The 16,571-nt window shown below is 58.7% G+C and carries 15 protein-coding genes; 11 read left to right on the top strand and 4 right to left on the bottom strand.

Annotated elements, in window-relative coordinates:
• Positions 1–6: 6 nt before the first annotated feature.
• From ACR0AM_RS06600 to ACR0AM_RS06580, 5 genes are all read left to right on the top strand, one after another.
• Complete coding sequence (locus tag ACR0AM_RS06600) at positions 7–1,791, top strand: sodium:solute symporter family protein (protein WP_480476698.1); 1,785 nt, start codon at positions 7–9, stop codon at positions 1,789–1,791.
• 108 nt (positions 1,792–1,899) lie between these two features.
• Positions 1,900–3,723 (top strand): DUF294 nucleotidyltransferase-like domain-containing protein, encoded by a 1,824-nt coding sequence (locus ACR0AM_RS06595; RefSeq protein ID WP_480622452.1) that lies wholly within the window; start codon positions 1,900–1,902, stop codon positions 3,721–3,723.
• 27 nt (positions 3,724–3,750) lie between these two features.
• The gene (locus tag ACR0AM_RS06590; RefSeq protein ID WP_480516730.1) at positions 3,751–4,269 is read left to right on the top strand and encodes a hypothetical protein; all 519 of its coding nucleotides are present in this window, start codon (positions 3,751–3,753) and stop codon (positions 4,267–4,269) included.
• A 2-nt stretch (positions 4,270–4,271) separates the two neighbouring features.
• Positions 4,272–5,684, top strand: a complete 1,413-nt coding sequence (locus ACR0AM_RS06585) for a 3'-5' exonuclease (protein ID WP_480537664.1) — start codon at positions 4,272–4,274, stop codon at positions 5,682–5,684.
• 90 nt (positions 5,685–5,774) lie between these two features.
• Positions 5,775–6,275, top strand: coding sequence for a flavin reductase family protein (locus ACR0AM_RS06580; protein ID WP_480537662.1), 501 nt, complete (start codon positions 5,775–5,777; stop codon positions 6,273–6,275).
• Here the strand turns inward: ACR0AM_RS06580 and ACR0AM_RS06575 are convergent.
• Genes ACR0AM_RS06575 through ACR0AM_RS06565 form a run of 3 tightly spaced genes read right to left on the bottom strand, consistent with a single transcriptional unit; the run spans position 6,272 to position 8,504 of the window.
• On the bottom strand, positions 6,272–6,751 hold the full coding sequence (locus ACR0AM_RS06575) for a DUF6505 family protein (RefSeq protein ID WP_480485889.1): 480 nt from the start codon (positions 6,749–6,751) through the stop codon (positions 6,272–6,274). The genes ACR0AM_RS06580 and ACR0AM_RS06575 overlap by 4 nt on opposite strands.
• Positions 6,748–7,446, bottom strand: coding sequence for a biotin/lipoate--protein ligase family protein (locus ACR0AM_RS06570; protein WP_480485891.1), 699 nt, complete (start codon positions 7,444–7,446; stop codon positions 6,748–6,750). The genes ACR0AM_RS06575 and ACR0AM_RS06570 overlap by 4 nt, the downstream gene beginning before the upstream one ends.
• Entirely contained in the window at positions 7,443–8,504 is a 1,062-nt protein-coding gene (locus ACR0AM_RS06565) for an Mrp/NBP35 family ATP-binding protein (RefSeq protein WP_480485893.1), read from the bottom strand. The genes ACR0AM_RS06570 and ACR0AM_RS06565 overlap by 4 nt, the downstream gene beginning before the upstream one ends.
• 132 nt (positions 8,505–8,636) lie before the next feature.
• Between ACR0AM_RS06565 and ACR0AM_RS06560 the strand changes: the two genes are divergently transcribed.
• A complete protein-coding gene (locus ACR0AM_RS06560) occupies positions 8,637–9,365 on the top strand; it encodes a hypothetical protein (RefSeq protein ID WP_480622451.1) in 729 nt (242 codons plus the stop codon).
• On the opposite strand, the gene ACR0AM_RS06555 is transcribed toward ACR0AM_RS06560, so the two are convergent.
• Complete coding sequence (locus ACR0AM_RS06555) at positions 9,359–11,311, bottom strand: 4Fe-4S binding protein (RefSeq protein WP_480622450.1); 1,953 nt, start codon at positions 11,309–11,311, stop codon at positions 9,359–9,361. The genes ACR0AM_RS06560 and ACR0AM_RS06555 overlap by 7 nt on opposite strands.
• Positions 11,312–11,574: 263 nt before the next feature.
• On the opposite strand from ACR0AM_RS06555, the gene ACR0AM_RS06550 reads away from it, so the two are divergent.
• From ACR0AM_RS06550 to ACR0AM_RS06530, 5 genes are all read left to right on the top strand, one after another.
• Entirely contained in the window at positions 11,575–12,129 is a 555-nt protein-coding gene (locus ACR0AM_RS06550; RefSeq protein WP_480476678.1) for a DUF3305 domain-containing protein, read from the top strand.
• Complete coding sequence (locus tag ACR0AM_RS06545) at positions 12,126–12,701, top strand: DUF3306 domain-containing protein (RefSeq protein ID WP_480622449.1); 576 nt, start codon at positions 12,126–12,128, stop codon at positions 12,699–12,701. The genes ACR0AM_RS06550 and ACR0AM_RS06545 overlap by 4 nt, the downstream gene beginning before the upstream one ends.
• A gap of 4 nt (positions 12,702–12,705) precedes the next feature.
• Complete coding sequence (locus ACR0AM_RS06540; RefSeq protein ID WP_480476674.1) at positions 12,706–13,317, top strand: TorD/DmsD family molecular chaperone; 612 nt, start codon at positions 12,706–12,708, stop codon at positions 13,315–13,317.
• Positions 13,318–13,374: 57 nt separating this feature from the next.
• Complete coding sequence (locus ACR0AM_RS06535) at positions 13,375–13,563, top strand: ubiquinol-cytochrome c reductase iron-sulfur subunit N-terminal domain-containing protein (RefSeq protein WP_480516714.1); 189 nt, start codon at positions 13,375–13,377, stop codon at positions 13,561–13,563.
• Positions 13,564–13,668: 105 nt separating this feature from the next.
• On the top strand, positions 13,669–16,563 hold the full coding sequence (locus ACR0AM_RS06530; RefSeq protein WP_480476670.1) for a formate dehydrogenase subunit alpha: 2,895 nt from the start codon (positions 13,669–13,671) through the stop codon (positions 16,561–16,563).
• Positions 16,564–16,571: the final 8 nt, after the last annotated feature.

Genomic DNA, 16,571 nt, shown 5'->3' with positions numbered 1-16,571 from the left:
GGGATAATGGATCAGTTTACCATCAACCTGCTGTTTGTCGGCGCATCCTTCGCGCTGTACATCGGCATTGCGATTTGGGCCCGCGCGGGTTCCACATCAGAGTTCTACGCCGCCGGTCGCGGCGTACACCCGGTCACCAACGGTATGGCAACAGCGGCGGACTGGATGTCTGCGGCCTCGTTCATCTCGATGGCGGGCCTGATTGCCTTTACCGGCTATGACAACTCGACCTTCCTGATGGGGTGGACGGGTGGCTACGTGCTGTTGGCCCTGCTGCTTGCGCCGTACCTGCGCAAATTCGGCAAGTTCACCGTATCGGAATTCATCGGCGACCGTTTCTACAGCCAGACAGCGCGCATCGTTGCGGTGATCTGTCTGATTGTCGCATCGGTGACCTACGTTATCGGTCAGATGACCGGTGTTGGGGTTGCCTTTGGCCGCTTCTTGGAAGTGTCGAACACCACCGGGCTGTTGATCGGTGCAGGCGTTGTGTTTGCCTACGCGGTGTTCGGAGGGATGAAGGGCGTGACCTATACACAGGTCGCTCAGTACTGCGTGCTGATCACCGCCTACACCATCCCTGCCATCTTTATCTCGCTACAGCTGACCGGCACTCCGATTCCGGCGCTGGGTCTGTTTGGCGACACTGCAAGCGGTGTACCGCTGCTGACCAAACTGGACGGCATCGTAACAGAGCTGGGCTTCAACGAATACACGGCCCATCACTCCAACACGCTGAATATGGTGCTGTTCACCCTGTCGCTGATGATCGGTACCGCCGGTCTGCCGCACGTTATCATGCGCTTCTTTACCGTCCCCAAAGTGTCTGACGCACGTTGGTCGGCTGGCTGGGCGTTGGTTTTCATCGCTCTGCTGTATCTTACCGCTCCGGCTGTTGGCGCAATGGCCCGTCTGAACATCACCGACATGATGTGGCCCAATGGTGGCATCGAAGGTGGTGCCGTTACAGTCGAACAGATCGACAATGATGCACGGTACGACTGGATGGCCACATGGCAGAAAACCGGCCTGCTGGATTGGGAGGACAAGAACGGCGACGGCAAGATTCAGTACTACAATGACAAATCTGAATCGATGCAGGCGATTGCGGAACAAAAAGGCTGGGTCGGTAACGAGCTGACCAAGTTCAACCGCGATATCCTGGTTCTGGCCAACCCCGAGATTGCCAACCTGCCCGGTTGGGTAATCGGTCTGGTCGCTGCCGGTGGTCTTGCGGCTGCTCTGTCGACTGCTGCGGGCTTGCTGCTGGCGATTTCGTCGGCCGTGTCCCACGACCTGATCAAGGGCGCAATCAACCCGCAGATCTCGGAAAAAGGCGAGCTTCTGTCGGCACGGATTGCAATGGCTGTGGCGATTGCTGTAGCGACCTGGTTGGGTCTGAATCCTCCGGGCTTTGCAGCACAGACTGTTGCTCTGGCCTTTGGTCTGGCGGCAGCCTCGATCTTCCCGGCACTGATGATGGGGATCTTCTCGACCCGCATCAACAACACCGGTGCTGTTGCAGGTATGCTGGCAGGTCTGGTCGTTACCCTGGTCTACATCTTCCTGCACAAGGGTTGGATGTTTATTCCGGACACCAACTCGTTCACCGATGCCGATCCGTTGCTGGGTCCGATCCAGTCGACCTCGTTCGGCGCTGTCGGTGCCATGGTCAACTTTGCTGTCGCCTATGTTGTGGCTGGCATGACCAAGGAAACTCCGCCGGAGATCAAGGAACTGGTCGAAAGCGTTCGCATTCCCCGTGGTGCGGGTGCAGCTCAGAACAAGTGAGCATGATGCGGTCGTTGGCTCTTGCCTTCGACCGCGTCTTTCGATCCACTACTCCCGCCCGGCATACCACTGGGCGGGATTTTTTCACCAGAACACCGGAGACATCAGATGCCCCTGTCCCACGATGAAATCGCCCGGTTTCTGAAATCCGTTCATCCCTATGACGCGTTACCGGCTGAAGCCCTGGATCAGATCGTAAAACAGATCGAGGTCTGGGAAGTCGAGGAAGACACCTCGGTCTATGAACTGGGTCATGCGCTTCCCGGCGTATTCGTGATCTATGAAGGACAGGTTGAAATCACCGATGAGAATGGTGCCGTTGTCTCTCAACTAGGCTTGCGTAATTCTTTTGGAGAGCGCGGACTGCTGAAAGACGGCAAGGCAGCCACCAAGGCGCGTGCGCACACTCCGTCGGTCCTGATTGTTTTGCCACCGGATCTGGTGCGCGAGTTGATCGACGGTCACGATGTGGTCGCCAAGTTCTTCAACCGCACACGCGGCGACAGAAGCGGCCCGCAAAGCCTTGCGACCAGTTCCATTGATATTCTGATGGCGCATAACCCGGCTACCTGCCCCGCGGATACGCCTGTTCAGAAAGCGGCGCAGATCATGCGCGACAAACACATCTCGTCACTATGCATCACAGACGGCGACACGTTGCAGGGCATCGCGACGCTCCGGGATATCTCAGGCAAATATGTTGCGGACGGCCTGCCTCCGTCCACACCGGTTTCCGAGATCATGACCGCGAACCCCGTCACCCTGTCACCCGGTGACATCGGCTCAGACGTGTTGCACATCATGATGGAACGCGGCATCGGCCACGTCCCGATTTCCGAGGGCGGTCGGCTGGTCGGTATCGTCACACAAACCGACCTGACACATTACCAGGCCGTGAACTCGGCCGAACTGGTGCGACGCATTGCCCAGGCAAATACCGCCGAAGATATGGCGCGGGTAACGGCGGAAATCCCACAGCTGCTGGTACAACTGGTTGCAGGAGGGAACCGGCACGAAATCGTCACGCGCCTGATCACCGACGTTGCTGACACGGTTACCCGGCGCCTTCTGGCCCTTGCTGAACAGAAACTGGGCCCGCCCCCTGTGCCGTATCTGTGGCTGGCATGCGGCTCGCAAGGGCGGCAGGAGCAGACAGGCGTGTCGGATCAGGACAACTGCCTGATGCTGGATGACAGCGTGACCGATGCGGATATGGAATACTTTGCAATGCTGGCCGGGTTCGTGTCGGACGGGCTGGATACCTGTGGCTATTTCTATTGTCCCGGCGACATGATGGCGACCAATCCGCGCTGGTGTCAGCCGGTGCGTGTCTGGCGCGACTATTTCAAGGGATGGATCGCCAAACCGAACCCCGAAGCGCAGATGCTGGCCTCGGTCATGTTTGACTTGCGTCCGATTGGCGGCGCGTTCGACCTGTTCGCCGACCTGCAGGCCGACACATTGGCGGCGGCAAGGTCCAATTCGATCTTCGTCGCACATATGATCTCGAACTCGTTGAAACACACGCCGCCGCTGGGATTGCTGCGTGGTTTTGCGACCATCCGGTCGGGCGAGCACCGCAACACGCTGGATATGAAACACAATGGTGTTGTTCCGGTCGTGGATCTGGCGCGAATCTACGCCCTGCAAGGCGAACTGCCCGAGGCCAATACGCGCGCCCGTCTGAAGGCTGGCGAGGCCAATGGCGTTCTCAGCGCGTCAGGCGCACGCGATTTGCTGGACGCCTATGATCTGATCGCCGAAACCCGGCTTGAACATCAGGTCCAGCTGGTCAAATCGGGCAAGAAACCAGACAATTATCTGCCACCTTCCGATCTTTCGGACTTTGAGCGAAGTCATCTTCGTGACGCCTTCGTTGTGGTAAAAACCATGCAATCAGCGGTCGGCCACGGCAAGGGAATGCTGGGCTGACATGCATCTGAAGAACGGAGAGACACGATGTTTCTGGAATTGATCGGCACTGTTTTTGCGGGCTTCGCTTTTGCGGGTATCGTTCTTGTGCTGAACAAGCTGACCGGAGGGCGGTTGCCGAAATGGGTTACTCCGGTCGCGGCGGGTTTGGGGATGATCGCTGTGACCATATCCAGCGAGTATTCCTGGTACGACCGTACGCGCGAACAGCTTCCCGAGGAAATGGCAATCGTGCAAGAGGTTGAAAGCCGCGCCCTCTACCGCCCGTGGACCTATGCCGTGCCCTTCGTCGACCGCTTTGCCGCTATCGACACCGTGTCGGTGCGAACAAACGAAAACGTTCCCGACCAACGACTTGTCGATCTTTATTTCTTCGGTCGCTGGGCTCCGGTTTCAAAACTGCCCGTGGCCGTAAACTGTGCCGAGAATCGTCGCGCCAACCTTGCGGACGGTGCTGAGTTTTCCGATGACGGACGTCTGCTGAATGCAGACTGGATATCTGCCGGGCCTGCCGACCCCATCATCGACGCCACCTGCGGGGTTTGACAATGCTCACAGGGTTAAGCCTGCGGCTCAGGATATTTCTGTTTTTCTGCCTGCTCGCGCTCGGCGGGATATCAATCAGTTCCGCCGCCCTGTGGATCACCTATGCCCGGGCCGCACAACCTGACCTGTTTGATGACTTCATCTTTGCCGAGGTTCTGATCGGGTTTGGATTGCTGGCTTTGATCGCCGGTGTCTGGCTGTTGTTTGACGACAATGTCGCCAAGCCGATCGAACGGCTTTCAGCGCAACTGCGGGCCCGCGCTCATGCCGGTGTCAGCACCGACCTGGACATGCAAGCCGCGCGGTATTTGGGAGATCTGGCCCCTGCTGCAGCTGGCCTGGCCGAGCAACTTGCCGCAAATGCCATGCACACGGCCGAGGCGGTGGCCGCTGAAACCGCTCATCTGGCGGCGGAAAAACAGCGCCTTACTGCCCTTCTGACCGAAATCCCGGTCGCCATGTTGCTGGCCAGTCCGAAACACCAGATCGTTTTGTATGATGGTCAGGCAGCCGAGGTGCTGGCCCAGATCGCGCATCCCCGCCTGAACGCCTCGCTCTTCGAATACATCGAATCGACGGGGCTGACGGACGCGTATGGAAAGTTGTGCAAATCAGGTAAGGATGTTTTCTGCACCCTGACCAGCGTGGACGGCCGACAAACCTATTCGGCCCGAATGAAGCCACTGGGGGACGCACCCGGTTACATGCTGGTGTTCGAAGACAGCGTTGCCCGTATGTCGCCAGATGAGGCCCGCCCACTGGTCTATGATTTCGAGTTGCTGGACACGCCGGGTGACGGTGCGTTCGAAAACCGCTCTTTGCTGGATCTGTGTTTTGTGGTCTTTGACACGGAAACAACCGGTTTGCTGCCGCACAAGGATGAGATCGTTCAAATCGGCGCGGTCCGCGTTGTGAAAGGCAAGATCGTTGCGGGCGAGCATCTGGACATGCTTGTTGATCCGGGCATTCCGATCCCTGCTGCCTCGACCCGCGTGCACAAGATCAGTGATCGCATGGTTCAGGGCGCGCCGGATATCGTCAAAGCCGGGCGTGTGTTTCACCAATTCTCACGCGATGCGGTGATCGTAGCCCATAACGCCCCGTTCGACATGGCGTTCCTGCGCCGCCATGCCAAGCGTATGGAAGTCGAATGGGATCATCCGATACTCGACACTGTGCTGCTGTCGGCTGTTTTGTTCGGCGCAAGCGATACACATACACTGGACGCAGTGTGCGAACGGCTGGACATCACTATCCCCGAGGCGCTGCGCCATACGGCATTGGGCGACGCGGTGGCAACGGCCGAGGCGCTGGTCAAGATGCTGCCCATTCTGCAAGCGCGCGGGCTGAACACCTTTGGCGAAGTCATCGTCCAGACCCGCAAACACGGACGTCTTCTGGAAGACCTGAATTAACACCGAAATTTGCAAATACCGTTCAGCTTTTCGTGGACAATCCGGGCCACGCATGGCACCTGATGCGCGGCCAAGGAACACGCGCGCGATATGACGGAAAAGAATTTCACACCGACCCCGGATCAAAGCCACGCCTTTCGTGAGGCGCTGGGATGTTTCGGAACAGGCGTCACCGTGATCACTGCGCAAACCGAAGACGGCCCGCGTGCAATCACTGTAAACTCGTTCGCGTCAGTGTCCCTAAATCCGCCGCTGGTGTTGTGGTGCCTGGCCAAAGAGTCAAACCGCTTCGACACTTTCAGCACCTGCACGCATTACTCGATCCATGTGATGGCTCAGGATCAACAGGACCAGGCGCTTAGATTTGCCCGCGACGGTGTGGATTTCACCCATGCCGAGTGGACGACGGACGAGGCTGATCGCCCGCAGCTGGCCAATTGTCTGGCACGGTTTGACTGCCGGTTGCATGCCCGGCACGAGGCTGGAGATCATCTGATCATTGTGGGTCATGTGGATCAGGTCATGTACCGCACCGGCAAGGGTCTGATCTTCAAGCGCGGTCAGTTCGGCGGGTTTGTCGACCCTTTCTAGTCGTCCAGCGACCCATGCACCGCCAGAACCTCTAGCTGTGCGTCTTGCGGAGTGATCACACGAAAGGCTTCGTGCACTCCTGTCTCAGACAATTCTCTGGCGACGGTCAGCAGCGTGTTGGCCGCATGGTCTTCACACAGCTCTGACATGTGATCGATTTCGTTCTGTGCCACGCTCAATGCCGCTTCGACCGAGGGCGCTCCGTAATACTGCACGAAATGTTCTGCCAGATTGCGGGTGATCTGATCCCTTTCAGCCGCTTCGATCTGGGTTACCGCCACAAATGTCACCCGGCCAAAGGTTTCCAACCCCAGCCAGCCATTCGCAAAAGCCTGACGCGCCTTACCTTCCAGATCCGCGCCGCTCCAGTTCGAAAACTCGAACCCGCCCGAAACGCACCATTCGCCCGTACGTGCCGGAGAATGGAACACGTTCATGTCGCTTTCATCGAAATGGATCGCGCGGGCCAGTTTCATCGTCCGTTCTCCAATAGTTCCGTCAGCGGGCGCAGGCGGGTGTTGACCCCGTCGCGGATCAGCATTCCAAACCTCTCATCCGTGCCAAGGAATACACCGCCATCAACCAGTGGCTCACCTACGCCACGCAGCAGGCCCATCCATTCGGCATGCAGGGGCGCGTTGCCATCCTCCTGCCAGCGGTTGAGCCAGGTCAGCATATGGCGTGACCAGCTTTCGACCAGTTGCGTGGCCGAAACCTCGGCACAACCTTCATCATAAAGGGCTGTGACATCCGGCGTTTCGCCGGGCGCGGTGCTGGTTTGCATCAATGCGAGCTCCCAGCCGACAATCAGCCAATCCGGTTCTTCTTCCGCGTTTTCCCCGGAGGCCGAAACGCGGAACACACCGCATTTCGCACCATTCACACAAATCAGACCATCCCACCCCAGATGCACCGCCACTTCGGGTGGGGCCAGAGCGCCCAGCGCATTCTGAAACCCAACGGCACAAAGCGGCAGCATCGCCATCGCGTCCCGAAGCGGCACCTCGGGCGCGAAAACGATCGCGACACGCAGGTAATCGGCCTGAATGTTATAAACAACCGCCCCCGCATCGCAGCCCAAAGCCGCCATAGCCTGGGCGCGTTCAAACGGGTCTTCCCCACCCTGAACCGGGTGACCCGTCAACAAAGGGGGAAAGACCGGTTGGCTCATGCGGTGCCTTTGGCGATCATGTCGCGGGCGATCTTGCGGAAAGCCTCGGCCTGAGGGCTGTCTGGTTTGCTGACCACAATAGGCGCACCCCCGTCTGCGGCGATACGAATGTCCAGATGCAACGGGATTTCACCCAGCAGCGGCACGCCCATCGCCTCGGCCTCGGACTTGACACCACCATGACCAAAGACGTGTTCTTCATGCCCACAGTTCGAACAGATATGCGTGGACATGTTTTCGATCATCCCAACGATAGGCGTCTTGAGCTGATTGAACATGTCGATTCCCTTGCGGGCATCAATCAGCGCCACATCCTGCGGCGTCGAGACGACAATAGCGCCGTCCACCTTGAATTTCTGGCTCAGCGTCAGTTGCACGTCGCCGGTACCGGGCGGCAGGTCGACGATCAGCACGTCCAGGGCACCCCATTGCACCTGGCTCATCATCTGTTGCAGCGCCCCCATCAGCATCGGCCCGCGCCAGACAACGGCCTGCCCTTCATTGGTCATCAACCCCATCGACATCATGGTGACGCCGTGGTTGCGCAGAGGCAGGATGGTCTTGCCATCGGGGCTGGCCGGACGGCCCGAGACACCCAACATCCGAGGCTGCGACGGCCCGTAAACATCCGCGTCCAGCAAACCCACGCGCCGCCCTTCTGCGGCCAGCGCACAGGCCAGATTGGCCGACACGGTGGATTTGCCCACACCCCCTTTGCCAGAAGCAACCGCAATGATCCGGTCGACACCGGGAACGGCCTGCGGTCCAGTTTGCGAGGGCTTGGGTTTCGGCTTCAGGTCCGGCGGCGCCTTATCGGAATGCGCAGTCATCAGGGCCGAAACATTTACGACGCCCTCAACCATCTGTGCGGCCTTTTCAGCTGTTGCGCGCACAGGTTCCATCTTTTCGGCATGCTTCGGGTCGATCTCAAGGACAAAGCGAACCGTATCGCCCTCGACATTCAGCGCACGCACGATGCCCGCACTGACAATGTCCTGACCTGAAACCGGATCGGTGATCTTTTTCAGGTTCGCCAGAACCGCGTCACGAACACTCACGCTGTTCTCTCCTTGGTATGCCCCGCCGACAGGGGCGTGCGTGTCGACATGTATTGGTCGCCGCTCATTGCATGTGTCTCCGTCTCTTTCTGTTCATTTGACGCGTAACAGCCTTCATAGTTAGGCTAAACCATGCGCCTTGTCTTGTTGTGCCTGAGCCTGACGCTCACCGCCACCCCCTCCTTGTCGCAGGAGGCGATTGGCCTTGCGGCCCCGGCAGAGGTTAACGACTCCGGTCTGTTGCAACATATCCTTCCTCGCTTCTCTCTCAAGACCGGGATACGCGTTGTCGCAGATGATGCCGGTGCCATGGTGCTGGAAACCGCGCCGCCCGGTGATCCTGTCTTTACCCGTGGTGGAGTGGTCTATCACCTGAGGATCGAAGGTGATAATCGTCAAATCCGGTTTCGCGACTGGCTGCATTCAGATATCGGCAAGCGCACTGTCGAAGGTTTTCTTCCTGCGGTGGGTGAGCAGTTCAGCACCGGCTTTGATCCCACATTCACCCAGTCGGACGATACCCTGGATGGCAACACCGTGCTGGGCGAAGAACTATCTATGACCCATTGTGGTCGATGTCATGTGATTGGCCCCCGAAACCGGATGAGCGGGCTTGGCTCAACCCCCTCATTCGCGGTTCTGCGCGCGATGCCGGATTGGTCGGAACGGTTCGAGGCGTTCTTTGCCCTCAATCCCCACCCCGCATTCACGCAGATCGACGGGTTGACACCCCCCTTTGATCCCGAGCGACCATCCCCAATTCACCCGGTCAAGATGACGTTGGACGATCTTGAAGCCATCCTGGCATTTGTTTCGCGCATTGACGCCGCAGATCTGGGCTCGCCGCTAAAGCTTCAGTGATCCTTTCTATCCGAATAGTAATCCTCGGTGGTAACGACCCGAGGCTTTGGTTTTGACTGGAACGGATTGTCCTGCTGCTGGAAATGAGCATTCACCCGGCAATTGTCACACATCTGGATCATCCGCGCCTGTTCCGTTGAGGCAAACATCGGGTGCGTGCCCGAAAGCTTTTCCATTATCCGCTCAACGGTTGATTTCACCCCAAACAAAGCCCCGCATTCGACGCAGGCAAATGGTTCCTCCTCGTTCAGGACCTGCTGAGACAAGGCAGCATCGCTCAGGTCCAGTTGTGGTACCAAGGTGATCGCATCTTCGGGGCAGATCGTCTTGCACATTCCGCATTGCAGGCACGCATCCTGCTGAAAGTTCAGCTGGGGCTTGTCAGGGTTATCCATCAAAGCCCCGGACGGGCACAGAGACACACAACTAAGACAGAGTGTGCAACTGTCAGTATTCACTGCAACGGCACCGTAAGGCGCACCTTCAGGCAATGGCAGCGGGGCTTTGGCCTGCGGATTCAGGGCCTGTGCTGCCAGTCGCGCGATTTGTCGGCGGTTGCCAAGTGGCAAGACCGGATCTGCCAACGGTTCGGGGACATTTTGCGCATACAGCAAGTCTGCCATCGCATCAGGGTCCACCTCCTCAATCAGCCCGATCCCATCCGAACTGGCTATGGCACGTGCCAGTTCAAGTTCGCGATCCAGCGCATCCCGCTCGGTCGTCGGGGCCAGCAGCACATCCACACGCGCAAATCCATGTGCCAGTGAGGCCAGCATTTCCGAATGACCGAACCCGGATATCACTTTCAATTCCAGCGGGATAACATCCGAAGGCAATCCCCGCCCGAACCTTGCTGCAAGCCTTATCATTTCGGCCCCGTGGGCGTCGTGCACAAGCAACCGGGGTGCGATACCGCCTGCCCTTCGGTACGTGCGCGCCAGAGTGTGCATCCGTGATAACAAGGCCGAAACAGGTGGATCTTCATAGGTTATCGCCGTCGACGGACAGACCGCCGCGCATTCACCACACCCGGCGCAGACCATCGGATCAATCGCTACATGCTCGCCCGAGGGCGTGATTGCACCGGTTGGGCAGATATCCAGACAGTTTGAGCACCCGACCTGTTCCGCCCGCGAATGGGCGCAAAGTGTTTCTTCCAGTCGCACGTACAGGGGTTTTTCGAATGTTCCAACCAGTTGGGCGGCGTCAAAAGCCAGACGTTCTACAGAAACCGCATCCTTGGGATCAGCCTTCAGGTACCCCTCGCGCTTGGCCGGGGCCTGCACAAAGGGCGTGCCCCCCGTCAGATCAACAATGATATCGCAGGCCGATTGCGCCCCATCTCTTGGTTCCGTCCAATTGAAAGCACCCCTGCCTGCGGGAACCACTTGCTGCACATTGTCCAGACGCAAAGAAAACCGACCCAGAGCACCCGAAACAGACCGCAACTGTCCCCGAATAACGTCGAAGGCCCGAGAGTCCGGCTCAGCCTGATCTGTGACCAGAACGGTTACAGCCAGTGTCCGGGCCAACCTTTCCGCCAGTCCAAAGGCAACGGTGCCCGGACCTATGATGAAACACGTGCCTTCGCTGATGACATCAACGCTGGGCGTCACGGGTTGCGGCAGGAACGCTTCGGCGGCTAAGGCAGCCATTTTGGCCGTCGCATCCGCGCCCTGATCGGACCACCCAGCGCGATCCCGCAGGTCGACAAAGCCGGGGGTCTCGATATTCATATCTTCGGCAAGCGACCGGAACACCTCTTGTTCTTGCAGACAGGCGATGACGATATCGCCCTCTTGCATCGAGGCCGCAGCGGATTGCAGTTCTTTTGTACAAAGCGCGGTATGCACCTTTGAACAGGAAATTCCGCAGGCGCTTTCGATCCTGTCGGTATCCAGCGCCTGAGTTCCCGCGCAATCGCAGAGCAAAAGTTTCGTGCCCATGTCCCCTCCCTCGGGAAGCAGTCCCGATCCTCTGCACTTTAGGCTGCATTCCCGATGAAGCAACTTCAACCCTGTGCAGCGTGCAGGGCGCCGGGCAGAATTGCGCGGCAAAATCCCATAAAACAAAAGCATTCTCAGGCTTTGATCACGAAGACGCTACCGGGAATACGACCAAAGTATTAACGCACGGGCTTGGCACGTGGCTATTTTGTGTACCATAGTGGACGTGGAAAGGCAGGGGAGAGCCTTTCGGGGAGGATCCAGTGGCCAAGGCCGCAAGCCAGATCGACATGCCGGTTGGCGTCATTGTGCGCAAAACACCCGGGGTCACGCGTTGGGCCCGCTGGAACTGGCGCGCGGTCGCCGTGTTGCCTGGTGCAGGGCCAGCCGATTGGCAGGAACTGCGCCGCGAAGGCGAGGCGGTCGAATACCACGCTGCCACCCTTCCTCTGACCCTTTGGGCGGACGAGACCGAAGCCTACCTGGTCAACCTGTCGGACGGGCAGCCCTCGATCTATCTTGTACTGCGGAATGAGCTGAAGGGCGACACGCCGCTGAATGCAGTTCTGATCACCGCTTCTCCGTTCCAGGGGCAGGATTACGCAGATACCGGCGAAGAAATTGTCGAGAAAATCCCAATGACCGAAGGGCTGATCGCCTGGGTGCGGGATTTCACCCTGAAACATCACCAGCACGAAGTGTTCGTCAAGCGCCGTCGCGACAAGAAGCGGACGGATCTGGTTGAAGACGGCAAAGGTGATGCACGTATCCGGCAGGCATCGGACGTGTACCGCTCGCCGAGACGGGTGCTGCAATGACAGAGCGGCGTGATTTCTGGTCGCGCCGGAAGGCAGCCGTTCAGGCCGAAGCTGAAGCCGAGGCGATGACCCTCGAAGAACGGGTGATCGCAGCACATCACACCGAACTTGAAGAAAAGAGTGACGCCGAGATTTTGGCCGAATTCAACCTTCCCGATCCGGATACCCTCGGACCCGGCGATGATGTTTCGGGCTTTATGTCCAAGGCAGTGCCTGATCGCCTGCGGCGCCGCGCCCTGCGTCGGCTGTGGCGGTTGAACCCTGTTCTAGCCAATGTCGACGGGCTGGTCGATTACGGCGAGGACTATACCGATGCGGCCTGCGTGATCGAAAACATCCAAACCGCCTATCAAGTTGGAAAAGGCATGCTGGCGCATGTCGAAGCGCTGGCCGCCGACGCGCAAGAAACGGAAGAAAACGAAATCGAAACTGATACGCTCTCTGAACCAGAGGTCGTGTCAGTTGACCCCGATCCCGTGCCACAGCCGGTTTCAGTGGTTAAGGTGGAAGAGCCGGAAGAAGTCGACCGTCCCCCGTCTCCACGTCGAATGACATTTGAATTTGAAGGATGACCGAATGACCGCAAGTGACGCGCACACTCTGGATGTTTCAGCCGAGGATCGCCTGCGCGCGGATTTCTACAACTTTCTGGGTCTGTTACTGGCAGGTCCTCCGGACCAGATGTTGCTGAACCAAATGGCTGGTCTGGTCGGAGATGACACGGATCTCGGCAAGGCCATTCAATCCATGGCGCGGGTTGCCAAGGTCACCAAGCCAGCCGCTGCCGAACGGGAATTCAATGCGTTATTCATCGGATTGGGCCGGGGTGAGTTGCTGCCTTACGCCAGTTTCTACCTGACGGGCTTCCTGAACGAGAAACCCTTGGCTCAGCTGCGCAATGACATGGCGGTTCGCGGGATCACACGTGCCCAAAACGTGTTCGAGCCCGAAGATAACATCGCCTCATTGATGGAGATGATGGCCGGAATGATCGTCGGGCGTTTTGGCAGCCCGGCATCCCTGGATGACCAAAAGGCATTCTGGAGCAAGCATATCGGCCCCTGGGCCACGCATTTCTATTCGGATTTGGAAGCAGCCGAGAACTCGGTTCTTTATGCATCCGTCGGCACTGCCGGTCGGGTGTTCATGGAGATCGAGCGCGAAGCGTTCCGGATGACGGCGGGGTAACCCGCACATCGCCGGTGTCCTATGGGCGCCAAACCGCAATTGGGAAAGGAGGTTCCCATGAGCAAGACCAAGGAAGAAGGCGCCACCCGCCGTGACTTCCTCAAACTGGCCGGAACCGCAGCACCCGCTGCCGTTGCCGCCGCCAGCCTGACCGGGAAGGCCGAAGCCGCCGCGCTGCCGGCCGACGAAACCCGCATTCAGGATACTGCGCATACACGCGCCTACATCGAGAGCACCCGGTTCTAGGATCGGACGCTCTCACACCCGACAGACGGTTGCGATTGGCCCTGACGTCGGCTTCAGCAGTACCAAGCCAGCCGTGGCTTACACGGCGCGCAAGGGAGGAAAGACATGCTTAGGAAAAAGACCAACGGGGTTGCGAGACGCCCCCAGCGGACAAGTATCCTGTCCCAGGTCGGCGAGAAAACCGTCGATCGCCGCGCATTCCTGCGTGGCTCGGGCCTGACGATCGGCGGCCTTGCCGCGATCAGCGCCACAGGTGGAACCGTGACGCCAGCCAGTGCCCAGACGGCGGCCAAACAGGCCGTTGAAAACATCAAATCCGTATGCACCCACTGTTCGGTCGGCTGTACTGTCGTTGCCGAAGTGCAGAACGGTGTCTGGGTCGGGCAGGAACCCGGCTGGGATAGCCCGTTCAACCTGGGTGCACACTGTGCCAAGGGGGCCTCGGTTCGCGAGCACGCCCATGGTGAACGCCGACTGAAATATCCGATGAAAAAGGAAGGCGGCGAGTGGAAGCGCATTAGCTGGGAAGAGGCGATCAACGAGATCGGCGATGGCATGATGTCGATCCGCGAAGAATCCGGGCCCGACAGCGTGTATTGGCTGGGCTCTGCAAAGCACAATAACGAACAGGCCTATCTGTTCCGCAAATTCGCCGCCTACTGGGGCACGAACAACGTGGACCATCAGGCCCGTATCTGCCACTCGACCACGGTTGCGGGTGTTGCGAATACATGGGGCTACGGCGCCATGACCAATTCGTATAACGACATCCACAACTCGCGCGCCATCTTCATCATCGGCGGCAACCCGGCTGAAGCGCACCCTGTCTCTCTGCTGCACGTTCTGCGCGCAAAAGAGCAGAATAACGCACCGCTGATCGTCTGCGACCCGCGATTTACGCGCACCGCGGCCCATGCGGATGAATATGTCCGTTTCCGCCCGGGCACAGACGTTGCGCTGATCTGGGGCATCCTGTGGCACATCTTCGACAACGGTTGGGAGGATAAAGAATTCATCCGCACCCGGGTCTGGGGCATGGACCAGATTCAGGATGAGGTGGCCAAATGGACGCCTGAAGAAACAGAACGCGTCACCGGCGTGCCTGGCTCGCAACTGAAACGCGTTGCCCGAACTATGGCGAACAACCGCCCCGGCACGGTCATCTGGTGCATGGGCGGCACACAGCACACCAACGGCAACAACAACACCCGCGCCTATTGCGTGCTTCAGCTTGCATTGGGCAATATGGGTACCTCGGGTGGTGGCACCAATATCTTCCGCGGCCACGACAACGTGCAGGGCGCGACAGACCTTGGTGTATTGTCCCATACCCTGCCCGGCTATTACGGCCTGTCCGCGGGCGCATGGGGCCACTGGAGCCGCGTCTGGGGTGAAGACCTGGATTGGTTGAAGGGCCAGTTCGCCACGATCAAGGGCAAAGACGGCAAGGACAAACCGCTGATGAATGAAAGCGGTATCCCGGTATCCCGCTGGATCGACGGTGTTCTGGAAGACCCTGCGAACATGGATCAGGACAACAATGTCCGTGCCATGGTTCTGTGGGGTCACGCGCCGAACTCGCAAACGCGGGGTCCGGAAATGAAAACGGCAATGGAAAAGCTGGACATGCTGGTCGTGGTCGACCCGTATCCCACCGTTTCCGCTGTTCTGCATGACCGTACCGATGGCGTCTATCTTTTGCCCGCCTGTACGCAGTTCGAAACCCGAGGTTCGGTCACCGCGTCAAACCGCTCGTTGCAGTGGCGTGACAAGGTCGTAGAACCGCTGTTCGAAAGCCTGCCGGACGAGGTCATCATGGCCAAGTTCGCCAATAAGTTCGGTTGGGCGGATCGCCTGTTCCGCAATATCGAGATGGAAGACCCCGAGACCCCGAATGTTGAAAGCATCACGCGTGAGTTCAACTCGGGCCTCTGGACCATCGGCTATACCGGGCAGTCGCCGGAACGTCTGAAAAGCCATATGGCCAATCAGCACACGTTCGACAGAACCACGCTGCAGGCCATTGGTGGACCAAACGACGGCGAATACTATGGTCTGCCGTGGCCCTGCTGGGGAACCGCTGAGATGGGTCATACGGGGACACCGAACCTCTATGACATGTCCAAACCGGTGGCCGAAGGTGGCCTGACCTTCCGCGCCCGGTTCGGTGTGGAACGCGATGGCGACAACCTGCTGGCCGAAGGGGTCTATAGCGTTGGATCAGAAATTCAGGACGGATACCCTGAATTCACGATGCAGATGCTGATGGATCTTGGCTGGGACGGTGACCTGACGGCTGAAGAACGCGCTGCAATCGATGCCGTTGCAGGCCCCGAGACCAATTGGAAAACCGACCTTTCAGGTGGTATCCAGCGGGTGGCGATCAAGCATGGCTGCGCGCCCTTCGGGAACGCCAAGGCCCGCGCGGTCGTCTGGACCTTCCCGGATCCGATCCCACTGCATCGCGAGCCGCTTTATACGAACCGGCGTGATCTGGTGGTGGACTATCCAACCTACGAGGACCGGCACGCATATCGCCTGCCCACCCTTTATGCTTCGATCCAAAAGAACGACTTTTCAAAGGATTACCCGATAATCCTGACGTCAGGTCGTCTGGTCGAATATGAAGGCGGCGGCGAGGAAAGCCGGTCTAATCCATGGCTTGCTGAACTTCAGCAGGATATGTTCGTCGAGATCAACCCGCGCGATGCCAACAACCTTGGCATTCGGGACGGGCAACAGGTCTGGGTCGAAGGTCCGGAAGGCGGTAAGGTCAAGGTGATGGCAATGCTGACCAATCGGGTTGGTGCCGGTGTCGCCTTCATGCCTTTCCACTTTGGCGGCCATTTCCAGGGCGAGGACTTGCGGCACAAATACCCCGCCGGTGCTGACCCCTATGTTCTGGGCGAAAGTTCCAACACCGCCCAGACTTATGGCTATGATTCAGTGACCCAGATGCAGGAGACCAAGTGTACTCTCTGCAAGATCTCGGCAGCGTAAGGAGGACG

It is taken from the genome of Ruegeria sp. AD9, assembly GCF_056542305.1.
This window is presented reverse-complemented; position numbering and strand designations above follow the sequence as displayed.

Coding starts and splice junctions, on each gene's coding strand:
- ACR0AM_RS06540 (WP_480476674.1), top strand. CDS start 12,706: ATGACCGCAAGTGACGCGCACACTCTGGATGTTTCAGCCGAGGATCGC.
- ACR0AM_RS06530 (WP_480476670.1), top strand. CDS start 13,669: ATGCTTAGGAAAAAGACCAACGGGGTTGCGAGACGCCCCCAGCGGACA.
- ACR0AM_RS06580 (WP_480537662.1), top strand. CDS start 5,775: ATGACGGAAAAGAATTTCACACCGACCCCGGATCAAAGCCACGCCTTT.
- ACR0AM_RS06590 (WP_480516730.1), top strand. CDS start 3,751: ATGTTTCTGGAATTGATCGGCACTGTTTTTGCGGGCTTCGCTTTTGCG.
- ACR0AM_RS06555 (WP_480622450.1), bottom strand. CDS start 11,311: ATGGGCACGAAACTTTTGCTCTGCGATTGCGCGGGAACTCAGGCGCTG.
- ACR0AM_RS06560 (WP_480622451.1), top strand. CDS start 8,637: ATGCGCCTTGTCTTGTTGTGCCTGAGCCTGACGCTCACCGCCACCCCC.
- ACR0AM_RS06575 (WP_480485889.1), bottom strand. CDS start 6,751: ATGAAACTGGCCCGCGCGATCCATTTCGATGAAAGCGACATGAACGTG.
- ACR0AM_RS06535 (WP_480516714.1), top strand. CDS start 13,375: ATGAGCAAGACCAAGGAAGAAGGCGCCACCCGCCGTGACTTCCTCAAA.
- ACR0AM_RS06585 (WP_480537664.1), top strand. CDS start 4,272: ATGCTCACAGGGTTAAGCCTGCGGCTCAGGATATTTCTGTTTTTCTGC.
- ACR0AM_RS06545 (WP_480622449.1), top strand. CDS start 12,126: ATGACAGAGCGGCGTGATTTCTGGTCGCGCCGGAAGGCAGCCGTTCAG.
- ACR0AM_RS06600 (WP_480476698.1), top strand. CDS start 7: ATGGATCAGTTTACCATCAACCTGCTGTTTGTCGGCGCATCCTTCGCG.
- ACR0AM_RS06595 (WP_480622452.1), top strand. CDS start 1,900: ATGCCCCTGTCCCACGATGAAATCGCCCGGTTTCTGAAATCCGTTCAT.
- ACR0AM_RS06570 (WP_480485891.1), bottom strand. CDS start 7,446: ATGAGCCAACCGGTCTTTCCCCCTTTGTTGACGGGTCACCCGGTTCAG.